The organism is Roseburia sp. AM23-20 (genome assembly GCF_003470905.1).
In the GTDB taxonomy this organism is placed as follows: domain Bacteria; phylum Bacillota; class Clostridia; order Lachnospirales; family Lachnospiraceae; genus Roseburia; species Roseburia rectibacter.
In genome coordinates, this window is sequence record NZ_QRHS01000021.1 from 55,872 (window position 1) to 74,761 (window position 18,890).

Here is an 18,890-nt window from a genome sequence, read left to right on the forward strand (position 1 = left end):
TTGGTATGATATAATTGCAGTATCTGCAACTGTAACAGGAGGTATGTTGTAATTCCCTGTTATCACTTGGTATGATATAATTGCGCGTTATGATGAAACGGCGCGGGGTATGTTGTAATTCCCTGTTATCACTTGGTATGATATAATAAAGATGCTGACCTGTCGGCTACGGGGAGAGTTGTAATTCCCTGTTATCACTTGGTATGATATAATTGCGATCCGATCATATAATTACGCTTAAACGTTGTAATTCCCTGTTATCACTTGGTATGATATAATACCTAGGTACTCTATTTTCGTCCCGAATTGGTTGTAATTCCCTGTTATCACTTGGTATGATATAATTGTATATGGTTCAGTGAACGTAACGTCAGAGTTGTAATTCCCTGTTATCACTTGGTATGATATAATTTATGAGGATATCCCTGGGAGACTGCAGAAGTTGTAATTCCCTGTTATCACTTGGTATGATATAATAAGTGATCAGGCAGAAGAAATGCCGGTTTTGTTGTAATTCCCTGTTATCACTTGGTATGATATAATCATGAAGCAGAACGGCTTCACCGACCCTATGTTGTAATTCCCTGTTATCACTTGGTATGATATAATCGGAAAGTGAATTTGTGAAGTTCGCTGAAGTTGTAATTCCCTGTTATCACTTGGTATGATATAATATTCTTAACTTCAAAAAGTGTCTCATATTTGTTGTAATTCCCTGTTATCACTTGGTATGATATAATCATCACTATCCATTTGAGAACAAAGATGTAGTTGTAATTCCCTGTTATCACTTGGTATGATATAATTAGGGAACACAAATCCCCACGAAACACAGGGATTCGTGGGGATTTCAGTTCAAAAAAATATTTAATTTCAGAGTTGAATTCTATCAAAAATCTTCTTTTTTCAAAAAACATCTAATAATTCTATCGATTCCGGGGTATCATCGAATGTCTTTGTTCCCAGCATAATTTCCATAGACTCATACTGTTTTTCTGTTAAGACCAATACACGCACCGATCCTTTTATGGGTAGATTCAATTTTAAACGTTGCTTATGCATTGCGACTGCATCCATACCATTGCAAATTCTCGAATATACAGACCACTGTACCATATGATAGCCGTCTTTCAATAAAAATTTACGAAATTTTGCGGCATCTTTTTTCTCTTTTGCAGTTACTACAGGGAGATCAAAAAAAACTAACATTCTCATAAATTTATTCATAACTATGTACCTGTAATTGCATCAATTCGGGCAACTCCAAATCGGTTCTTTTTTCCTGCAAAGCACTGCTGTAACTTGCCACCAGCATATCAATACAATTACTGATAATGCGTTTTTCTCCTTTCACATTCATGTCATAATTTAAAATACCAAAAATGCCTCTCTTTCGCTCTGGTGTAAGATTACTGTCAATTTCTGCTATATCATAATTCTGGGACACATATAGGTCAACCAATGGTCTGAATGGCTCAATCATATCATCAGCTAAGTTAAAATTATTCAATTCGCTGTGATGAAATACACCAATCGAAGGTTCTAATCCATAGCAGACAATTGAACGGGCAATGATTCCTCTTACAATCGCATAGCCATAATTCAACGCTGAATTGATAATATGATCATTTCCTCTGGAGAACCCTAAACCATACAGACACTTAAAATAAAAAGCTGCTGCTTTCGCCTCCACATGTGTTCTGTCACCAGACTGGACTTCTTTGCACATCTTCATCAATTCTTCTACGCCATCCAGTTTAAGATAAGAAAGGCACAATGCCTGATTTCTGATCTTCTGCACTATAATCTGCTGCCAGAGTCTTTTCTGCAGAGGTTTCCCTGCTTCCATCTGGTATTTTAAAATTTTAAAGTGACGACTATGTTTTGCCAGTGGAAGCAGTACTGCATTCGGTAGATGTTTTTCATCACAGACATAAACTGCTATCCCCATATCTGCCATCTTTTGAAGCAAATATGCAGATACTGCTACCGTCTGATTTTCAATAATAATACAATTGATATCCTCTAACGGAATCTGTCTGGATACATCTGTTTCAATATTTAACTGCTGATCCTTAATAGACAGCTTTACATAGCTGTCTATCTTAATATTTCGAAATCCCATTTGTCCCCCATACTTAACCCCAAAAATTCCCCGTTAATTTTCTATTATTTTTGTGACAAAACATATGCAATTTCCAATTTTATTAAGAAAATCCCATTCGTTTTTCACTTTTTACTATAGACACATGTCCTAATACATCAACCTGACACTTTTCCAACACTTCCAGACTTTGTATACCAAGACTACTAAATTGAAAACGATTATCATGAGCTATTCCTTCTATACTTGCTGTTGAAATATTTGATTTGATATAATAAGCATATATTTCATGTAATTTTAACTCATTACCGTCCACAGATTTCGTTTTAATACCTTTTTTACTCTTTATATGAATCAGATCTCGCGAATACAAGCTGAATAAAAAGTCTTTATCATCCATCACACGCCACTCACTGTATGGCTTTTTCGCTGTCGCAGCCTTATTCGGCAGCACTTTCTTCACCACATCCGCCGTATACACTGGTACAAAGTAATACTTTCCATTCACGCAATATACATCGATTCGGACCATACCGCCATTTTCGGCAATTCCATTTCCGGAATCCACAAACACACCCATAGTCTGTTTTTTCTGAATCTTGACCTTCCGTACGACGGGACCTTGTGAGCCATCAGCCTTTGGCTTATGGAAATCCTGTGCAAATGCTTTTTTTGCATCATTGCCATACAGCAATAGCTGCCTTTTCAATGCTTCGTATAATAAAAGATCACTCTGTGGATTATAATAACCATCTATTTCTCCATCTTTATTCAGCTTCAGATCCGTCAAGGCTGTCTTGGTTAATACGATTCCTTCATCCTTGAAATGTCTCGGACTACGGATCGTATCTGCATGCGCAGCACCTGTCACCTTGTGATTTGGCATTCGTGAAACAAAAATCGGACGAATATTCTCATAAATTTCTTCCGGATAATCCAGTTCTAACGCAACATCAGAATGTGTATCTAAAAATCCTTTCGGATCATCTCCCATTCTGACATCTAATTCTGTCCGGAATGTCTCCCACGGTTTTGGAATATGTACACCAAAAATCTCATCCCACTCTGCTCTGCTATAATCTTCAGGTCGAAAGATTTCTCCCGTCTCTGCATCCACAAATTCCGTGCCTTTCGAATAACATCTCTCTCTTACCTTTGTATAGCGTGATATTTTCTGGATCATACCATCTGTACAGCAGGCAATTACAACAGCATCCATTGCATGATGCGTATCGGTCTCTCGATTTTTCTGTGGCAGCCCCCAACGTTTCCTCAAGTATGCTGTAATCGTTCCACTTACTGCCCGAACCTGCTTTTTCTTTTCCGGGCAATTTAATGGTGCCAGTTCAAGATTCTGACGGATCATGTTATAAATAACAGTCGTGATATACTTCGTATCCGTTAAGTTACGCTCTTTGAACTCACTGCGTTCTTCCTCTGAAAAATGTCTTTTCAGAAGTTTCTGCTGTTTCTTATAATCCTTAATCGTCGTCTTTACACGAATTTCAAACTCATTCCAACGCTTTTCATCCTTTCCCATATATTCATATGGTGTCCGGTTCCCTTTCTGGCGGTTCTCCTGTGAAGTAACAAGCACTTTATTCCGGAAACTGTCATCAAAAGTAATACTATATGGTAAAATATGGTCAATATCATACCCCGGCTTAAATAATTCTTCCAAAGGAATGCTTTTTCCAGAATACAAACATATTCCCTGCTGCTCCTGCCACAAACGATACTTTAAAATATCCTGTCCGGTCGGTGATAATTTTCCCAGTTCCTGAATCTGCTTTTTTACATCTTCATTATTTTTCTGTCGTTTTTCCATATCACCTTTTATCTTCCGGCGTTCTTCAAATGTCTTTGACATTTCTCTTGCAAGCTCGATATGAATCGCCTGCGGACTCCCATAGGTACGGATGATCGCATTAATTACTTTCACGGTCTGTGATACCGAACGTTTTACCACTGGGTTTGTGATCTCATTGATGGTCTGATTGACATTTTCGCCCGTTAAAAGTTTCTGCTTAACTCCCTTAGAATCTGCTTTAAAATCATATCCGGCTTCCACACATGCTTTATCATAAGTCATTCCTTTTTCTAAAAACGGAATAATATTTCGCATTGCTTTAATCGAAAGATGCTGAAATTTTGTTGGCGTATATGCTAACAATCCATCCATTTCTTCTGGCACAAGTCCTAACTCTGCCAAACGCTTCATACGGCTGTCATCGTTCTTATAACAGGTCAAAATCGTGCCAATCTCATCAAACAGATCTCTGATTTCATTTTCCGAAAGATATTTTATCCGATCTTCTAAACATTTCTTATACTCATGATAGTATGGCATACTGACAAACTTTACTTTTTCTGTATTCTGATTTTCCTTTGTCTGTTCTTCCTTCGTAGCAGCCTTTTTATAATTTAAATTATAGAACAGAATACTCTCCGGTAATCCTAACTTCTTACGGACTGCTGCATATTTAACTTCTTTCTGCGTAAATAATAATGCCACCAGCGCACGGCGTTCCTCTTCTGTAAAATTTCTGATTTCTCCATCTTCATTGACCAGTCTTGTATGGTTGATTTTCTGCAGTGCTACAAAATATTCTGCGGTATAGGTTCCCTTTGCACCTCTCAGTTCATCCTGCTCAAATGTACATTTTCCAACCCTGTCAGAAAATCCTTCCATTGCATACGGACTTGGTGTGCCATCCGGCTGCACACCCGGTCCCATATCAAAAGATCTCTGGCTTGTCATAATCTCTAAATATTTTTCTTCTAATTCTTCTGTTGTTTTTTCATTTCCAAGACGCCTCTGACTGGAAAAAATTTCTCTGACTTCATCCACAAGCATTGCTCTTAGCATCGTATGCTGATAATTTTCCGCCTTATTACGAGCTGTAAGGATATATCCTTCTTCTGTCCATGGACAGCTTGTACGAAATGCCTCATCCAAATAGATCATCTCTCCAACGGTACGATAACCCTTTTCCTGCATCCGCTTCTGATTTTCATCAGTTGCCTTTAATACGGCACCATTTTCCTTTGCGGCCGTCTCCGCTTTTCTGGTAGACCTGAATCCACGATGTTTTGCAATGTGAATCAGTACCTGTGCCAATTCTTCATTTGTCAGTTTACGATCTAATGCCTCATAACGCAGTTTATAAACATCCGGCAGACCTGCCATACCATAACGCTTCATAAAAGAATCTATCTCTATCAGTCCCTGATCTTCAAACAGCCATTTGATCCTGTCCAAACGATGTTTTCTTCTTCTAAGACGTCTTCTTGTCGTCCTCGCTGCTCTTCTCGGTCCAGCCAAAGACTCCCCTGTCTTAGGAATCTCCGCTGTATCAAAGATCCTTACCCCAAGATCCACGATACGTATCGGCTCATCATCACTGTTGTTCTGCAATACTGCCCAGCCTACCGATGCGATACCAATATCTAACCCAATACGGTAATCCATTTTCTCATCCATCTTTCTTCTCCTCTCATCTGAACCATTCCTTCATACCTGAGAACGGGACAACTGTTTTTATTCTTTCTGATTTCTCATACATCCTTATCATGAATAAAAATCCTGTATAAAAGATAATCCCATTCCGAAGAATGGGATTAGAGCTTTTAGGTTTCTTACCTTATTGTAATAACCTAATTATCACTTGGTATGATATAATTCTCTTGTATTATATCCCTTTTTTCGATGCTTGTAAATACTTTTTACATTTTTTTTTAAATTATTGACTGCTGGTTCAAACATAGTTACTTCTCTCAGTTTTCCTGTAAACAATATCCAAATCTTTCCAAAACAGTCATCAGATTAGATGTTTTATTATCATAAAATTCACTGTCAGGTTCTGCTTTCTGGATGATCAGTCTCTCATATAATTCTTCTACTCCACCTCTGACATAATCATGGAACATAGACTGATATGCCAAAAACTCCTCTTCCGTCTCAGCTCCCCGGAATGCCTTTTTTACCGCTTCCTCTGCAGGTATATGTTCCTTCGCATCTAACATGATCATCATCTGCATGATAAAATCCAATTCTTCTTTTGCATTGATTATCTGCTCTGCTAAGATACTCTTTGTCCCAACCGGTGAAAAATCTTCCTTTGCCTTACGGTCTACACGAAATCCTACTACTGCAGCAACCATATATAGATCAATCAATCTACGAAAATAAGTATGTTCACAATCCCCTTTTACCCACAATTCACCTGCCATTCTGGCATGCTTACCATGAAACTCAAACTCTTTTTTGAAAAATTCATAGTTCCCCATCTTTTTTCCTCTCTTCTGCTGCTTCTGTTTCCCAACAAGACATAAAATGATTCTTTTTTGTCATGTTCTTTTTCTCTCACTGCTACTGCTGATCTAGTTCCACTCTACGAATGGATGCATAGGCTTCGTCTGCCGCTTTTTCAATATGATAGGACGCACCGACATATTCATCAAGTCCTGTATATTTCCAATCTTTATCCAACATAAAAATAATTACCTGTTCTGATACCTCCGGCAAAACTTTCGCGATCAGACTGATATTTTTATCTCCCAGTTTAGAAAACGGTCCATCTAAAACAATCGGCAATGTATCTGCTCCCTCTACTCCAAGCTGCTCTGCCTTTTTATTTCTGCTGTATTCCATGATCGTAACAATAAATGCAAAATTACGTGCTATCTTTTCTCCCTCTGACAAATTCTTTTCTTCACGAAAGCCTACGTTCGTCTGATATAACATCTGGATTTCATAGTTTTCCGTCAGCTGTATTCTTTTATCTTTCGCATTAAACATACGCTCAAAATTTTTCTGTATCTGTCCATTTAATTCCATAAATGTCTTATTCTTTTTTATTTCAAAATCATTTTTCAATCTTGTATACAACGCTTCTGCCAATTCCATACGTTCACGCCATTTTTTATTTTCTTCAGTCCTTGCTTCCTGACTCTTCATTTCTGCTTCTATGTTTCCAATCTGACGTTCATAATTTTCTATCTGTCCTTGCAGGGTTCCTTTTTCCACTCCTAATTTATTGCTTTCACTCTGATAATACCGGAGCATCTTTCTCTTTTCCGAAAAATCCGTCCGCTTTTCCATCTGCTGTTCCATCGCGGCAATCTGATTGCAGGTTTCTTCATATGCCCGCACACTCTGATCCACAATTTGTGCACTTTCTCTTATATCATCATATACAGAACTACTCTGCCTTTTCCAACGCTGTCCTGTACGTTCAAATTCTCCTAATAAAGACCCGATATCTGCCGGTGGAAGATAATTTCGCTGTTCCATTAAACATTCCAATTCTTTTGATTCCGGTAAAATAGGTGTCCCACAGATGCATCTCCCGGTTTTGATAATATAATCGATACTTGCCTGTCTCATATGTGGAATATCCCGCCTTACTCCAGCCACTGATTTTACCATTTTTATGGACGACTCGATCATCGGCTGTGCAAACAGCATAAATGCCTTATCGCTGAATAAATTGACCATATTTTTATATGCATCTTTGATTCGATCTGACTGCGATCTTTTTACTACGAGTAATTGATTGTATTTCGCCTGAAGCACCTCTGTATTTTTATTTTCAAGCAGATATCTTTCTATTTCCTCAATTTTCTGTTCATAATTTTCTATATTGATCTCAATGTTTTTTATCTTCTCCTTGCACTGTTCAATCCCATGTTCCATACGATTTCTGTCTCTTTCCAGATTGTCATACATGTTTCCGGAACCTGATATTTTACCTTTAAACTTTTTAATAACTGAATGACTGCCCATGTCTTTTAAATGCCAGATAGCTGCCTGATATGCAGATAATCCAGTCAGTGTATGTACAGACTCTCTGATATTTTCACGCACTCCGTTGACTGTTACATCATTCCATCGCTCTCCATCAAACAAAAAATAATGTGACAGATTTTTAGGGAATAATTCGCGGATCACTTCTTCTATTTTTTCCTGCTCTACCGAAATGACTGCATCCGGATTATCTTTCTCTGAAATTTGCAGCGATACCTTCTTATAAAATTCTTTTGCGATCAGTTGTGGATATGCACGTGTATAAATGATCTCACGTTTGATCTGATATCTTTTTTCATCATCAACTGCGATCAATTCCACAGTAACATCCGCCTTGCTGTTTGCATCCATCATTGCTAGAATATCATTATTTAACAGTTGATAATCCTCCTGCTGCTTTCCCCTTTCTGCCAGAACAGCTCCATAAAGTCCCCATCGGAATGCCTGTGCAATGGTTGTTTTTCCAACCGTATTATCCCCCAATACGACCGTCACATTCTTTTTTTCATCACAGCTGAACTCAATTACATTTCTGCCTTTATACCTCATAAAATTATTCATTGTAATACTTTGGAATTTCATACTATTCTCCATTCTTGCGCTGTTTTTAAGCGCATCACAAGTTTGTGCGAAACACAAATCTTGCGTGTGAAAAATGTATTTTTCACACTATTCTCCACCTGATACACACTTACTTACATGGACATTCTGGCATAATCAACTATGATCTTTGCAAGTTCCTCCGCCATCCGCTGATCTGTTTTTGCTTTGCTGCGCAGATTTTTCCGTTCTACATGAAGAACCTCTAAAATCATATTCCGCATTATCTTTTCACTGATCTCTTTCATAAATACCTCCATTCCCGTGTAAAAATGTATTTTTCACCCTATACCCGTTATCCTGTGCATTTTCTGTTCTAATTGCAAAATTTTATCTAATTTAATAATGTTCCTATCCGGTCTTTAATATCACCCTTTAAAAAATCATATCTTTCTTTTAAAATATCTTTCACCTGGTTTTCCGGAATATCCGCCCTTGTATATGCTGTAATATGTAATTTTGATTTCGCTTCCGCATTGATCTTTTGCACATAATCTTTTAACGATTCATCTGATATTTCCTTGTTTGCCTTTTTTGTGATATATACAAAATTCAAAGGTGAATTGCAGATATTTTTATCAGCATTACGAAGTGCTGACGTTGACTCCCCCACCTTTTTTACTCTTCCAAGCGGTATAATATGATGTGCTTCAAAACCTCCAGGCTCATCTGAATATGCACTCAAAACCTTATCTTCCTCAAACATATCCTTATATGTCTTCGATAACAGATACTGACACATAAACATACGCATCACCTTTTTCGGAATACGTTCTTCATCCGCTTTTTCCATAAGCAAAAATTTCTCATCTGAAAAATTCTGTGCATTCATTACATAATCCTTGATCTTTACGATCCATTCAATGTTTTTCTTCCGGTCAGATGCCTGCATTGTCTTAATCATGGTCTGAAGATGTGCGATCATTTTTGTATTCTGGTCTTTATCATATTCACCGGAAAAAATAGATGCCCAATACCATGCTTCTAAAATATTGTGAACAGTCTTATCCTTAAACCACTCATCCTTTAGAAAGACAACTGCAACTAAAACGATCATCAACGAATAATTTATTTCCTGTATATTCCGGATTCCACATCTGCCCTGAAAGAAAAACATTGCCCTGTCTATGGCATCACAGACCTTTTTTGCATTACTGTCAATTTCTTCCGGCTCTAACATCAAAATACGTTTCTTTTTGATATAATCCAGTTTATATTCCTCAGGATCGAATAACTGATTATTACAATATAGACATAGTACATCTAAAAAAACATCTATATACTTTCCTGCTATATCATTTTTCTCCTCGTTATAGCAGCCTGTACTGCATGATGCATTATACTTTTTGCTTTGTATTTTATCTCCAATTATGGATACTGCCTGATCTGGTAAAACCTGTTTATCATAATTTTTTTCTTCCTGAATATAGAAGCACATACGTTTATAAAAATTTTCTTTACTTACCTTTGCAACTCTTGCCATGACCAGGTCAAACGTATTTAAGCTGACACCTCCACGATTTAGGTTTTCATAAATGTCAATCGCTCTGTCACGCTGCTCTCCCGATACTTCTATTTTATTCAGCGCTACATTTTTCACACAGGAATCCAGATAATTTGTCAGACACATCTTCCATACCATCTGTTTTTCATCAATCTTCCTGCAAAATATCGTATAATCTTCTTTTATTTTTTCACAACTTTCATCATTTTTAAAAATTTCTTCGATAAAATCATCCTTCTGCTGCTTTTCTGTCAGCTTCATAAAATGCTGTTTAATCTCATTTCCTATTTTTTCTGCAATTTCAGCTGTAATCGTATTATATCTCAGCATAATCTGTGCTCTTTTTGTATTCTCTGGTGCTATCAGCAAATACAACGGAACTAAATATCCTTTTTTATATGTCAGACAATAGTCATCTAAATGCGTTGATAACTCCTGCTGCGGATTATACGGTTCTCCATCATGATGTAAGAAACCAACAACTTCAATAAACTGTAAAATATCTGCGGTCAGAAAATCTGGCTCCACGGAATCAGAAATGCGAAAATTCAAATCATAAACACCAAATAAATCCTGTTCTTCCTTACATTTTTCCCATTTTGGAATCCGCAGAAAAAATCTGCGCTTCAATGATTGGGAAATTAATTTCGAAAACATACTGCATTTATCATAAATTACATTTGAGAAAACATTTGTAAGTACTGTCATTCGTTGCTGACCATCCAGCAAAAACTCCACTTCACCATCCGCTATATTTAAATCTGTATTTTTTTCTCCCAGTCCGATAGATTTTGCCGCATATTCATCCGGCTTTGATTTTAATAACAAAATGCTTCCTATCGGCATTTTTGCTAAAACAGATGCTACTATCTTTCTTTGCGTTTCTTCATCTGTCCAGACAAACCCCCTCTGAAAATCCGGCAGCAACATTTTATCTTCTGCAATTTTTCTGACGATTTCTCCAAAATCCAAACGTTGATTTTCCATTATTTCTTCATCCTTCCGCAATTTCCTTTATCGCATTAATTAATGCAGCTAACTCACTCTTCTTTGTAAAACGTCCGATTCCCACACGGACTACACCACCATATTTTTCATCTTTCAGATATTTATGGATCAACGGTGCGCATTGATAGCCGGTTCGGACTGCTATATGATAATCTTCGTCAAGTAACATTCCTACTTCATCTGCACGGTATCCATCTATAGAAAAAGAAACAATTCCCGTGCATTTTTCCTTATCCTTTGGAAAGTATATGAAAACTCCATCTATTTCTTCAAGATGTCTGCTCAGATGTTCTGCAAGCTCTCTTTCTCTTGTTAATTCCGTTTTTCTGTCACACCCATCTGCCAAGGCTGCATGCAATCCCGCAATCGCAACTATATTCTGGCTTCCCGGCTCTAACATTCCCGGCATTTGCCCCGGCATATCAGGATTTAATGAATCACTGCCTGTTCCACCCGCAAGAAACGGTTTTAGAGTAATATTCCCTTTACTGATAAATCCACCGACCCCAAATGGTCCATATAATGTTTTATGTCCAGCAAAAACATAAAAATCAATCCCATTGTCCTTCAGTTTTACAGGTACAAGTCCAAGTGCCTGGGAACCATCTACTGCTACAACTGCTCCATACTTCTTTGCATATTCTGTTATCTCATCAATTGGCAGAATATACCCAGTTACATTACTGACATGACTCAAAATAACAACAGTTGGATGTTCTCTCGTAAACTGAAATTTAATCTGTGGAAGATCCATTTCTAATTTGTTTTGATCTAACGCAAGCTCAATGATTTTAAATCCATATTGTTTCTGATAATAATGCAGTACACGCATCATGGCATTATGTTCAAACGGGGAAACATAAACTATATCCGTCTGTTTCCACTCAAGTCCTCCTAAAATCAGGTTACATGCAAACGTAGCAGAGGCTGTAAATACAACCTCTGCTACATCATCTGCTCCTGCAAGCTCTTTAATCTGTTTTCTCGTGTCTTCGATCAGACCAGATGCGTTTTGTGCAAGCACATAAGAACCCCTGCCCGCATTGACAGCACCAGTTCGTGCTATTTCATCCATTGCCTGATATACACATTCTGGTTTTGGAAACGTTGTCGCTGCATTATCAAGATAAATTTCTTCCATCACCAATCTCCCCTTCTCTTACTGTAATAATCCTTCTAAAGTCTGCACAAGCACTGCAACCTTCTGATTCGTTTCAAGCGTATTTCCAAAGTCTTCTAAAGCCTCTTCTAACATATTCTTTAAGTAAAGACTTGTTGTATCTGAAATATCCGCATTATAATACTTCTCGATGGCATTGCCATTCTGATCTGTCAATAAAATACGACTGCTGCCTTCTGCATCTTTGTCACATTTCCTGATTTTTTCAATTTTAGATTTTACTGTATACAAATTGTCCTGAAATTCTAAAGTATTACTGTCATTCCAGTCTTCTAAATACACTCCTGTTAAAATATAAGTGAGTGCGGAAACAATTTCTCCCTCATCATTGGTTTCTAATTTCTCCAGATAATTAAAAAACTTACTCTCTGCTGTTGTCAGTACATGAGCCTTTGGTATATTATTTTGCGCTAAATACCATTCATGCAGACAGGCTTTTAAACTGACGCTCTGCTCTTTTCCAAATACCTTTTTGATATCTTTTGCAATCTGTTTTTTTAATTCGGAAAAAACGTTGTCCAAAATTCTCTTACTTTCTGCCAGATTTTGTACTGTTTTCTCGAAATCTGTATTCCCATAACATGCCGGAATTTTTTCAAATAGAAGTTCCCTTGGATTTATCTCTGCCCGCCTAAGTAAATTACGTAATTTTTTTATAGCAGTGCACTGTTTATCTGGTAAATTTAAGGTGATCATCGTATATTGTGGAAGTGACCGATACCATTTTTGCATACTCCCCACAATTTGTATAAATCTACTCTGTCCATCAAAGTTTTCCTCATTACATGCAAAAATCGCTTCTATTTCTTTTAAATATTTTTCCTTCTCTACTGTCTCTGTCTCCAGATAAAGTGCATAATTCTCCGGGAAATCATTTACATGATTCAAATTTTCTGAGGTAATTTCCAATTCTTTTTCCCCGATGTAAATGACTGCTGTCCCTTCAATCTCAGACAATTTTTTTGCTAAAAACAATGGGATTATGCCACGTCTTGCACCAAATTTCTCCCCCTGTAACCGCTGATACAGCATCTGAAAAGATCTTTTTTCTCCAGCACATTCCGAAAAAAAATTCTCTATCTCTGAGTCGACTTTCCGACATCCTTCATCTGCCCTGGTATGTACAAATGCAGCACGATATACCATTGCTTCCGGCATAGTGCCTTTCTGATATGCAGACAGATCCCCATGTCTTAACAATTTATCAATTACCTGATTTCGCGCTCTTAAATATTGTTTACCAATATGTTCAATGTTTAACAACTCATGATTTACACGCGGTGCATATCCATAATATTCTTTGCAGACAGTACTCAATATCTGATTAAACTCTGCTGCCGTCTTACATTTACGTTTTTCCTTCCCTGCCTGGAATGTTGTAACCTTTCTACCTTCCGGCAGATAATAATCTTCCAGATAGATATTAATTTCAAACCTGATATCCTCTGCACACAATTCAAGTTCCTGAATCAGTATCTCATTTTCTTCAATGAATCGTTTATCCCCCTTTAACATCATAACCGCCTGATACCTAAGCAGTAATTCCTCTTTATCAAAATTCCGATCCGACACTAACACCAGAACTCTTTTATCCGCAAGTTTATCCAACTGTTTTTGTATCTTATCTGTCTGAATTTTGTTCTTATCTATTATTACTATGATTTTTCCATCAGAAAACTTTTCATCATACAGATACTTTGTACTTTCCAGCGAAATAAAATCTTCCTGAAACATATATTCATACTGAAAATACCGGGTCATTGCGTATTCCTGATTATACTGTTTTGGTACCTCGTACTCTACATCTGCAACTTCTGATAAAATCTTGCAAAAATTACAGTGTCCATTCAATTCGTTCACCTTTTTAGCGATTTCTTTTTCCATGTCGACACCAGCATTGCTGCGAAATGCATAAACACCAACGCTGCTGCGGAACATTAATACACCATCTTTTTTCAGTCTTTCCATTGCAGGATAATATTTTTTCTGTTGCATCCCTAATGATAACCAGATCGCACTATCCTGTGCTGGAAGTTCATCTTCTCTGTGAAGCATACGTATCACTGCAATTGCTTTTATGACTGCTTTTTCTTCTTCTGATTCCGTTTTCCCCAACGCATACTCTGCTTTCAGCCACTCAGAATGAATCATTGGTGCATCTTCCGTCTCCCGAAACATTGGTTTGAAATAATCGTAGATTTTGTCAATACCTACCCACACTTCTTTATTTCGTTCCAACAACCAGGATAAACTTCCCTGACCATCATCTGCTAAAAATGTAAATATCGTTCTTTCGTTCTGCGCAACACGCTCACTAATATGAAGCAGAGCATATGCAGCAAGAGGTGTCAATGGGAAACAACCTTTCGCTACGATCTGATCAAAATCCTGCTTTGAAAAAAGTTTTTGAAAACATGGAAGCTGATAGGACAATTCCAAAAATTTTCCCTGCTCATTTTCCATAATCTCTTTTTCATATTGTTTTGAAAATACCGGCTCCTCTTTCTGAATTGAATTAGCGATCAGTTCATAATTATTTTGTGCAGATATCACAAAAGATATCTCTGAAATTCTTCCCTCCACTCCACGAAATGCATTTTTCATAGAAATGTCTATACTTCTGGTATACTCATGAATACTTTTATGAGCCACCATTGTAAAAAATAGTTTCTGATCAGAACCTTCTGCCAATTCACACATATCCTGCAGCGTTTTCATATCCTCTGCAAAACCGGTTTTATCATGTCCCTCGATGTATTTACTGAATTCATCAAAAATAATAAAGATACCTGCATAACCACATTCTTCAGTCAAAATTCTTGTGATCTGCTGATACGACCTAACAGCTTCCGACTGCATCAACGGTAAAAAAGTACTTCCTGCCGTCAGCATTGGATATACATTTTTAAATAATTCCAATGACTGCTTATTTTTTCTCTTCAATTCCTTTTTTAAATTCTTTTCATCTGTCTGATTTTCTCTCAGATGCTCGCAAAACTTTTCATAAACATCCGGATATTCCACTTCCCATTTCTCAAGGATTTTTAAAGCCTCCGTAAATGCAGTTTCCGGTGCAATATCTGATAAATTATTTTTTTCCAATGCCTCGCGCAGTGCAAATAATAAGATCTGATTCATAGAAAAGCCCGGGATAGAAGAAATAAGTACCGGTAAATATTTTTTATTTTCCTGTTTAATCTTTGTAACCAGATCTGCCGTCTCTTTATCTGTTACCTGTATTTTATCAAAAACAGTCTGTGGCAGATCGCCGGAAAGAATGGAAAGCAGTACCAGTAATAAATGTGATTTTCCCTTTCCATATGGACCGATCAAAACAGTAGCATGCTCCTTTGCCTCTCCCATCACAGCTCTTAAATATCTGTTTAATATCAGCATTGATGACCGCGTCGGTATATAATTTTCAATTCTTCCATGATTTCCTATATCAAGCTGCAAATTCACTGCTTTTTGAAAATTACGGTTGATATGTATTAAATTTCTCCATTGTTCCATTCCGGCAACTCCTATATGTCTTTATCTTTCGTAATAATTTTCTACGATTTTTTCCCCAGTCAGCCCTTTTTGCCAATAAATCATATTCAGACCTGCTGTACGGTTCATCACAATCTTATCCTTTTCCTCTAAACGTTCTAACATCTCTATCAATGCGGTACGTTTTAACTGCAGTATCTTTCCCGGACCATCTATTTCTTTCCATAAATCATCCAGATAAACGGAGGTACGTTTTTTATCTTTATCCACCAGCAAAAACCAAATAATATCCTCTGGTAATTTGTTTAAATCCGGTTGTTTTCTGTAATAAATCCCCTCGGTGTGTTTCAATAATCCCAACTTTCCAAATGGACTTGTATTCTTTTCTTCCGGATTTGTCTCTTTTGCAGGCAGATACATCCGTAAAATTGCGTCACAGTCTGCATAAACAGAACTTTGTGCAATATGGATATCACCATCTAAATCACTAACCAGCGCCTCCATCTCATCATAAATCTGCTGTTTTTTGAATTCCTCATAAGAAACTTCATTAAAAAACAAATTCCATGCCGTCGCCAGTTCACGGTTTTTTGCAATTTTGCTATGTATTAACCATAATGTAAAATAATCTTCCACGCATGGATCATGTGTAAAGATCAAATTTCCAATATCAGTAAGTGTAGCCCCAGTCTTAGGAGAATCTGTAATCAGATCTGCCGACTTAAGCCAGTAACGGATCGACTTTGCCATATTAGGACCTACCCCAAGTGCATCCGCTCCATAATTTTCCGAAAAAACCTTCGGATCATAGTACACCTCATATAAACCTTTATTCAGCCATCCTTCACGAAGGATAAAACTTTCATGTCCTTTAAAACGATATTTATTTTTTCCCACTATCCTTTATCCCCCGTATTTTGTCTTTTGATTGCCAGAACTTTTCTCATATAACATCCTGCCGTAAAATGATTCACACATTCGCCACATCTTTTACACTTTTCATCAGAAATATAGTATCCAATCTCGCCATCTTTATTTTCTCTGATAGAAAGTGCATTAAACCTGCATACACTTTCGCATGCCAGACATCCCATACACATCTGATACTTCGTAAGCTGACATTTGATGCGTTCTTCTGCTGTTTTTAAATCTTTTGCCCCTGCAAGCTGTGTATTTAAAATGGTAACCTTGAGATTAGCCGTTCCAATTCTTCCCTGCAGTTTCAAAATTATCTGCTCTTTTTTATTAAGTACAAAGACTTCTCCAAGTCTTGTATTTCCCATATCGAAATTCAAATATCCGAATGGACGAAAAAGTTCATACAACTGTTCTGAAATTGGGCGTTGTAATTCATAGTTAAAAGTATTTTCTTCTGTGGCACACGGTGTAAATGACACGACTGATTTCTGCGCATATGCGACACCATTTCCCCCCTGTCGTGCTTTCCAGAATCCATCATCTACATAAACCTCGGCATCCTCTTTTCCGATACTTTTTGCAAAATCAATCAACATATTTCTAAAATGCTCTGACTGCTCATGCATATGCACCTTAGACAGGAACTCTGACCAGCCGCTATTATTAGGGCAACACCAGCATCCAACTCTTGCATACCCCAGGCGATATGCATCATTAAAATCAATTCCTGTTGTAAGAAGATATAACCAGATATCAAAATCCATCCAGTCGATAATCGGAGATACAATTCTCTGTTTTGTGATCTTCGGACTGTCAGATTCACGCTCATACTTACTTCTGCTTACCGACTCACTGCGCCGGATTCCGTAAAAAGTCAATATCTGGTTTTTATCTCTGTATAATGAACGTATCTTTTTTTGTATCGTTCCTGTTTTAAAAACAGTGCAGCACCAGCGCATCACACGACTCGGCGGACCAACCAGTTTGCACAGTTCCTCAAAATTCTTTTCTTTATTGCGTGCAGAAATCACTGGCGTCTTTGGGTGATTTTTCTTAAATCTTTCCATATAAGTATAAGTAAATGGGAACTCTAATGTTGTATCCCCAAAAATATGCATGATCTGAGGTGTACTTAACGCCCGTAATACCAGATTAGAAGTTACAGTAGAATCCTTCCCCCCACTAAAAGAAACAAACATATCCATCGCACTAAACTCACCCGCTGCTTTTCGTATATAGTTTCCTGCTTCCTGCGTAATATGCTCATACCGCTCTTTATTAGCCTCAGTAAATCGTTCTTTCATCTGATCAAAATAGTAATATGTATTCTGTTTGCTATATTTTTCATATTGTCTGCGAACTTCGTCTGCATCTGTTTTTTTTAATTCTTTTACAGAAAATGCAATCTTTTTTCCATCGACATAATAATGATTTCCAGTTCCATTCCAAACAGACTTTTCTAAAAATTCAAAAGGCTTTTTGAGTATAATCTCAATCAAAAGCCTTTCTTCCGGAAACACTGGTCTTACATCCGTTGTCAGCTTTTTTGCCTCCATGCCACATCTGCTGCATCTGCTCTCATAAAGTGGAACATTACATTTTTCACACCAGTAAATGACAGATTGTACATCCGTTCTGCCTCCACAACACTGACACGTACTCGTCTCACACACTGTTCCAAAACATGGAAATTTTTCTTTTGTCTTTTCATTTCTATTATGGCAAATATATGTTATCATAAGTCTTTCTTTATTACTGATATTTTTATAATCTGATTTCTTATTTTTTAAGAATATATAGCTATATTATATTCTTAGTTAAGAAGAATTTCAATTATATATTATCTTAATTTGGAAGATTTAAGGAACGTTCTCACATTGAAACTGCTGAGTATGGGAATATATAAATGTGAAGAATATTAACTGGATGGTGTGTGAAAAAAGAAAACATATAACAAGAATTAACACGAAAAAAAGAAGCCTTGAAAACCAAGGCTTCTACAAGCAGGGGATGAGAGAATCGAACTCCCACCAAAGGTTTTGGAGACCCCTATCATACCATTTGACCAATCCCCTATATATAAAATGACGTATCAGATACGTCATTTATTATTTTACTTATTAGCTTCACAAAAATCAATAGGACTTTTGTCTTATCTTTAGTACCTTCAAAACTTCATACAGAACACCATCAATAACATAATCTGTGAAGTTGCGAAGCAACTTCCAATGCGAACATCGTTCGCTATTATTTGGTCAAGCCCTCGATCGATTAG

Annotated in this window: 12 protein-coding genes, 1 tRNA gene and 1 CRISPR repeat array (1 of these 14 only partly in view); all 13 genes read right to left on the minus strand. The window is 37.1% G+C overall.

Annotated features, from left to right (window positions below):
• Positions 1 to 806: direct repeats of the CRISPR family, unit length 36 nt; unit sequence GTTGTAATTCCCTGTTATCACTTGGTATGATATAAT; it begins 2,000 nt to the left of the window's first position.
• Positions 807 to 906: 100 nt separating this feature from the next.
• Positions 907 to 1,227 (minus strand): CRISPR-associated endonuclease Cas2, encoded by a 321-nt coding sequence (gene cas2 / locus DW650_RS14785; protein ID WP_186899580.1) that lies wholly within the window; start codon positions 1,225 to 1,227, stop codon positions 907 to 909.
• Positions 1,220 to 2,125, minus strand: a complete 906-nt coding sequence (gene cas1, locus DW650_RS14790) for a type II CRISPR-associated endonuclease Cas1 (protein WP_118210358.1) — start codon at positions 2,123 to 2,125, stop codon at positions 1,220 to 1,222. The genes cas2 and cas1 overlap by 8 nt, the downstream gene beginning before the upstream one ends.
• Positions 2,126 to 2,207: 82 nt before the next feature.
• Complete coding sequence (gene cas9 / locus DW650_RS14795) at positions 2,208 to 5,588, minus strand: type II CRISPR RNA-guided endonuclease Cas9 (protein ID WP_118210359.1); 3,381 nt, start codon at positions 5,586 to 5,588, stop codon at positions 2,208 to 2,210.
• A 293-nt stretch (positions 5,589 to 5,881) separates the two neighbouring features.
• Entirely contained in the window at positions 5,882 to 6,394 is a 513-nt protein-coding gene (locus DW650_RS14800; protein ID WP_118210360.1) for a hypothetical protein, read from the minus strand.
• A gap of 82 nt (positions 6,395 to 6,476) precedes the next feature.
• A complete protein-coding gene (locus DW650_RS14805) occupies positions 6,477 to 8,495 on the minus strand; it encodes an AAA family ATPase (protein ID WP_118210361.1) in 2,019 nt (672 codons plus the stop codon).
• A gap of 113 nt (positions 8,496 to 8,608) precedes the next feature.
• A complete protein-coding gene (locus DW650_RS19780; protein WP_199654291.1) occupies positions 8,609 to 8,761 on the minus strand; it encodes a hypothetical protein in 153 nt (50 codons plus the stop codon).
• An 86-nt stretch (positions 8,762 to 8,847) separates the two neighbouring features.
• On the minus strand, positions 8,848 to 11,004 hold the full coding sequence (locus DW650_RS14810) for a DUF262 domain-containing protein (protein ID WP_118210362.1): 2,157 nt from the start codon (positions 11,002 to 11,004) through the stop codon (positions 8,848 to 8,850).
• A 7-nt stretch (positions 11,005 to 11,011) separates the two neighbouring features.
• On the minus strand, positions 11,012 to 12,166 hold the full coding sequence (locus DW650_RS14815) for an aminotransferase class V-fold PLP-dependent enzyme (RefSeq protein ID WP_118210363.1): 1,155 nt from the start codon (positions 12,164 to 12,166) through the stop codon (positions 11,012 to 11,014).
• Positions 12,167 to 12,184: 18 nt separating this feature from the next.
• Positions 12,185 to 15,718: a hypothetical protein gene (locus tag DW650_RS14820; protein ID WP_118210364.1), complete on the minus strand. Its 3,534-nt coding sequence runs from the start codon at positions 15,716 to 15,718 to the stop codon at positions 12,185 to 12,187.
• 21 nt (positions 15,719 to 15,739) lie between these two features.
• Complete coding sequence (locus DW650_RS14825; RefSeq protein ID WP_118210365.1) at positions 15,740 to 16,594, minus strand: DUF4007 family protein; 855 nt, start codon at positions 16,592 to 16,594, stop codon at positions 15,740 to 15,742.
• The gene (locus tag DW650_RS14830; protein WP_118210366.1) at positions 16,594 to 18,171 is read right to left on the minus strand and encodes a phosphoadenosine phosphosulfate reductase domain-containing protein; all 1,578 of its coding nucleotides are present in this window, start codon (positions 18,169 to 18,171) and stop codon (positions 16,594 to 16,596) included. The genes DW650_RS14825 and DW650_RS14830 overlap by 1 nt, the downstream gene beginning before the upstream one ends.
• A complete protein-coding gene (locus DW650_RS20340) occupies positions 18,153 to 18,284 on the minus strand; it encodes a hypothetical protein (RefSeq protein ID WP_279216893.1) in 132 nt (43 codons plus the stop codon). Before DW650_RS20340 ends, DW650_RS14830 begins: the two co-directional genes overlap by 19 nt.
• Before the next feature lie 335 nt (positions 18,285 to 18,619).
• Positions 18,620 to 18,690: transfer RNA gene (locus DW650_RS14835), tRNA-Trp, on the minus strand.
• Positions 18,691 to 18,890: the final 200 nt, after the last annotated feature.

Bases quoted from the DNA above. Each gene is read 5' to 3' on its own strand.
- DW650_RS14830 (WP_118210366.1), bottom strand. From the start codon at position 18,171: ATGGAGGCAAAAAAGCTGACAACGGATGTAAGACCAGTGTTTCCGGAA.
- cas2 (WP_186899580.1), bottom strand. From the start codon at position 1,227: ATGAATAAATTTATGAGAATGTTAGTTTTTTTTGATCTCCCTGTAGTA.
- DW650_RS14820 (WP_118210364.1), bottom strand. From the start codon at position 15,718: ATGGAACAATGGAGAAATTTAATACATATCAACCGTAATTTTCAAAAA.
- cas1 (WP_118210358.1), bottom strand. From the start codon at position 2,125: ATGGGATTTCGAAATATTAAGATAGACAGCTATGTAAAGCTGTCTATT.
- DW650_RS19780 (WP_199654291.1), bottom strand. From the start codon at position 8,761: ATGAAAGAGATCAGTGAAAAGATAATGCGGAATATGATTTTAGAGGTT.
- DW650_RS14805 (WP_118210361.1), bottom strand. From the start codon at position 8,495: ATGAAATTCCAAAGTATTACAATGAATAATTTTATGAGGTATAAAGGC.
- DW650_RS14810 (WP_118210362.1), bottom strand. From the start codon at position 11,004: ATGGAAAATCAACGTTTGGATTTTGGAGAAATCGTCAGAAAAATTGCA.
- DW650_RS14800 (WP_118210360.1), bottom strand. From the start codon at position 6,394: ATGGGGAACTATGAATTTTTCAAAAAAGAGTTTGAGTTTCATGGTAAG.
- DW650_RS14815 (WP_118210363.1), bottom strand. From the start codon at position 12,166: ATGGAAGAAATTTATCTTGATAATGCAGCGACAACGTTTCCAAAACCA.
- cas9 (WP_118210359.1), bottom strand. From the start codon at position 5,588: ATGGATGAGAAAATGGATTACCGTATTGGGTTAGATATTGGTATCGCA.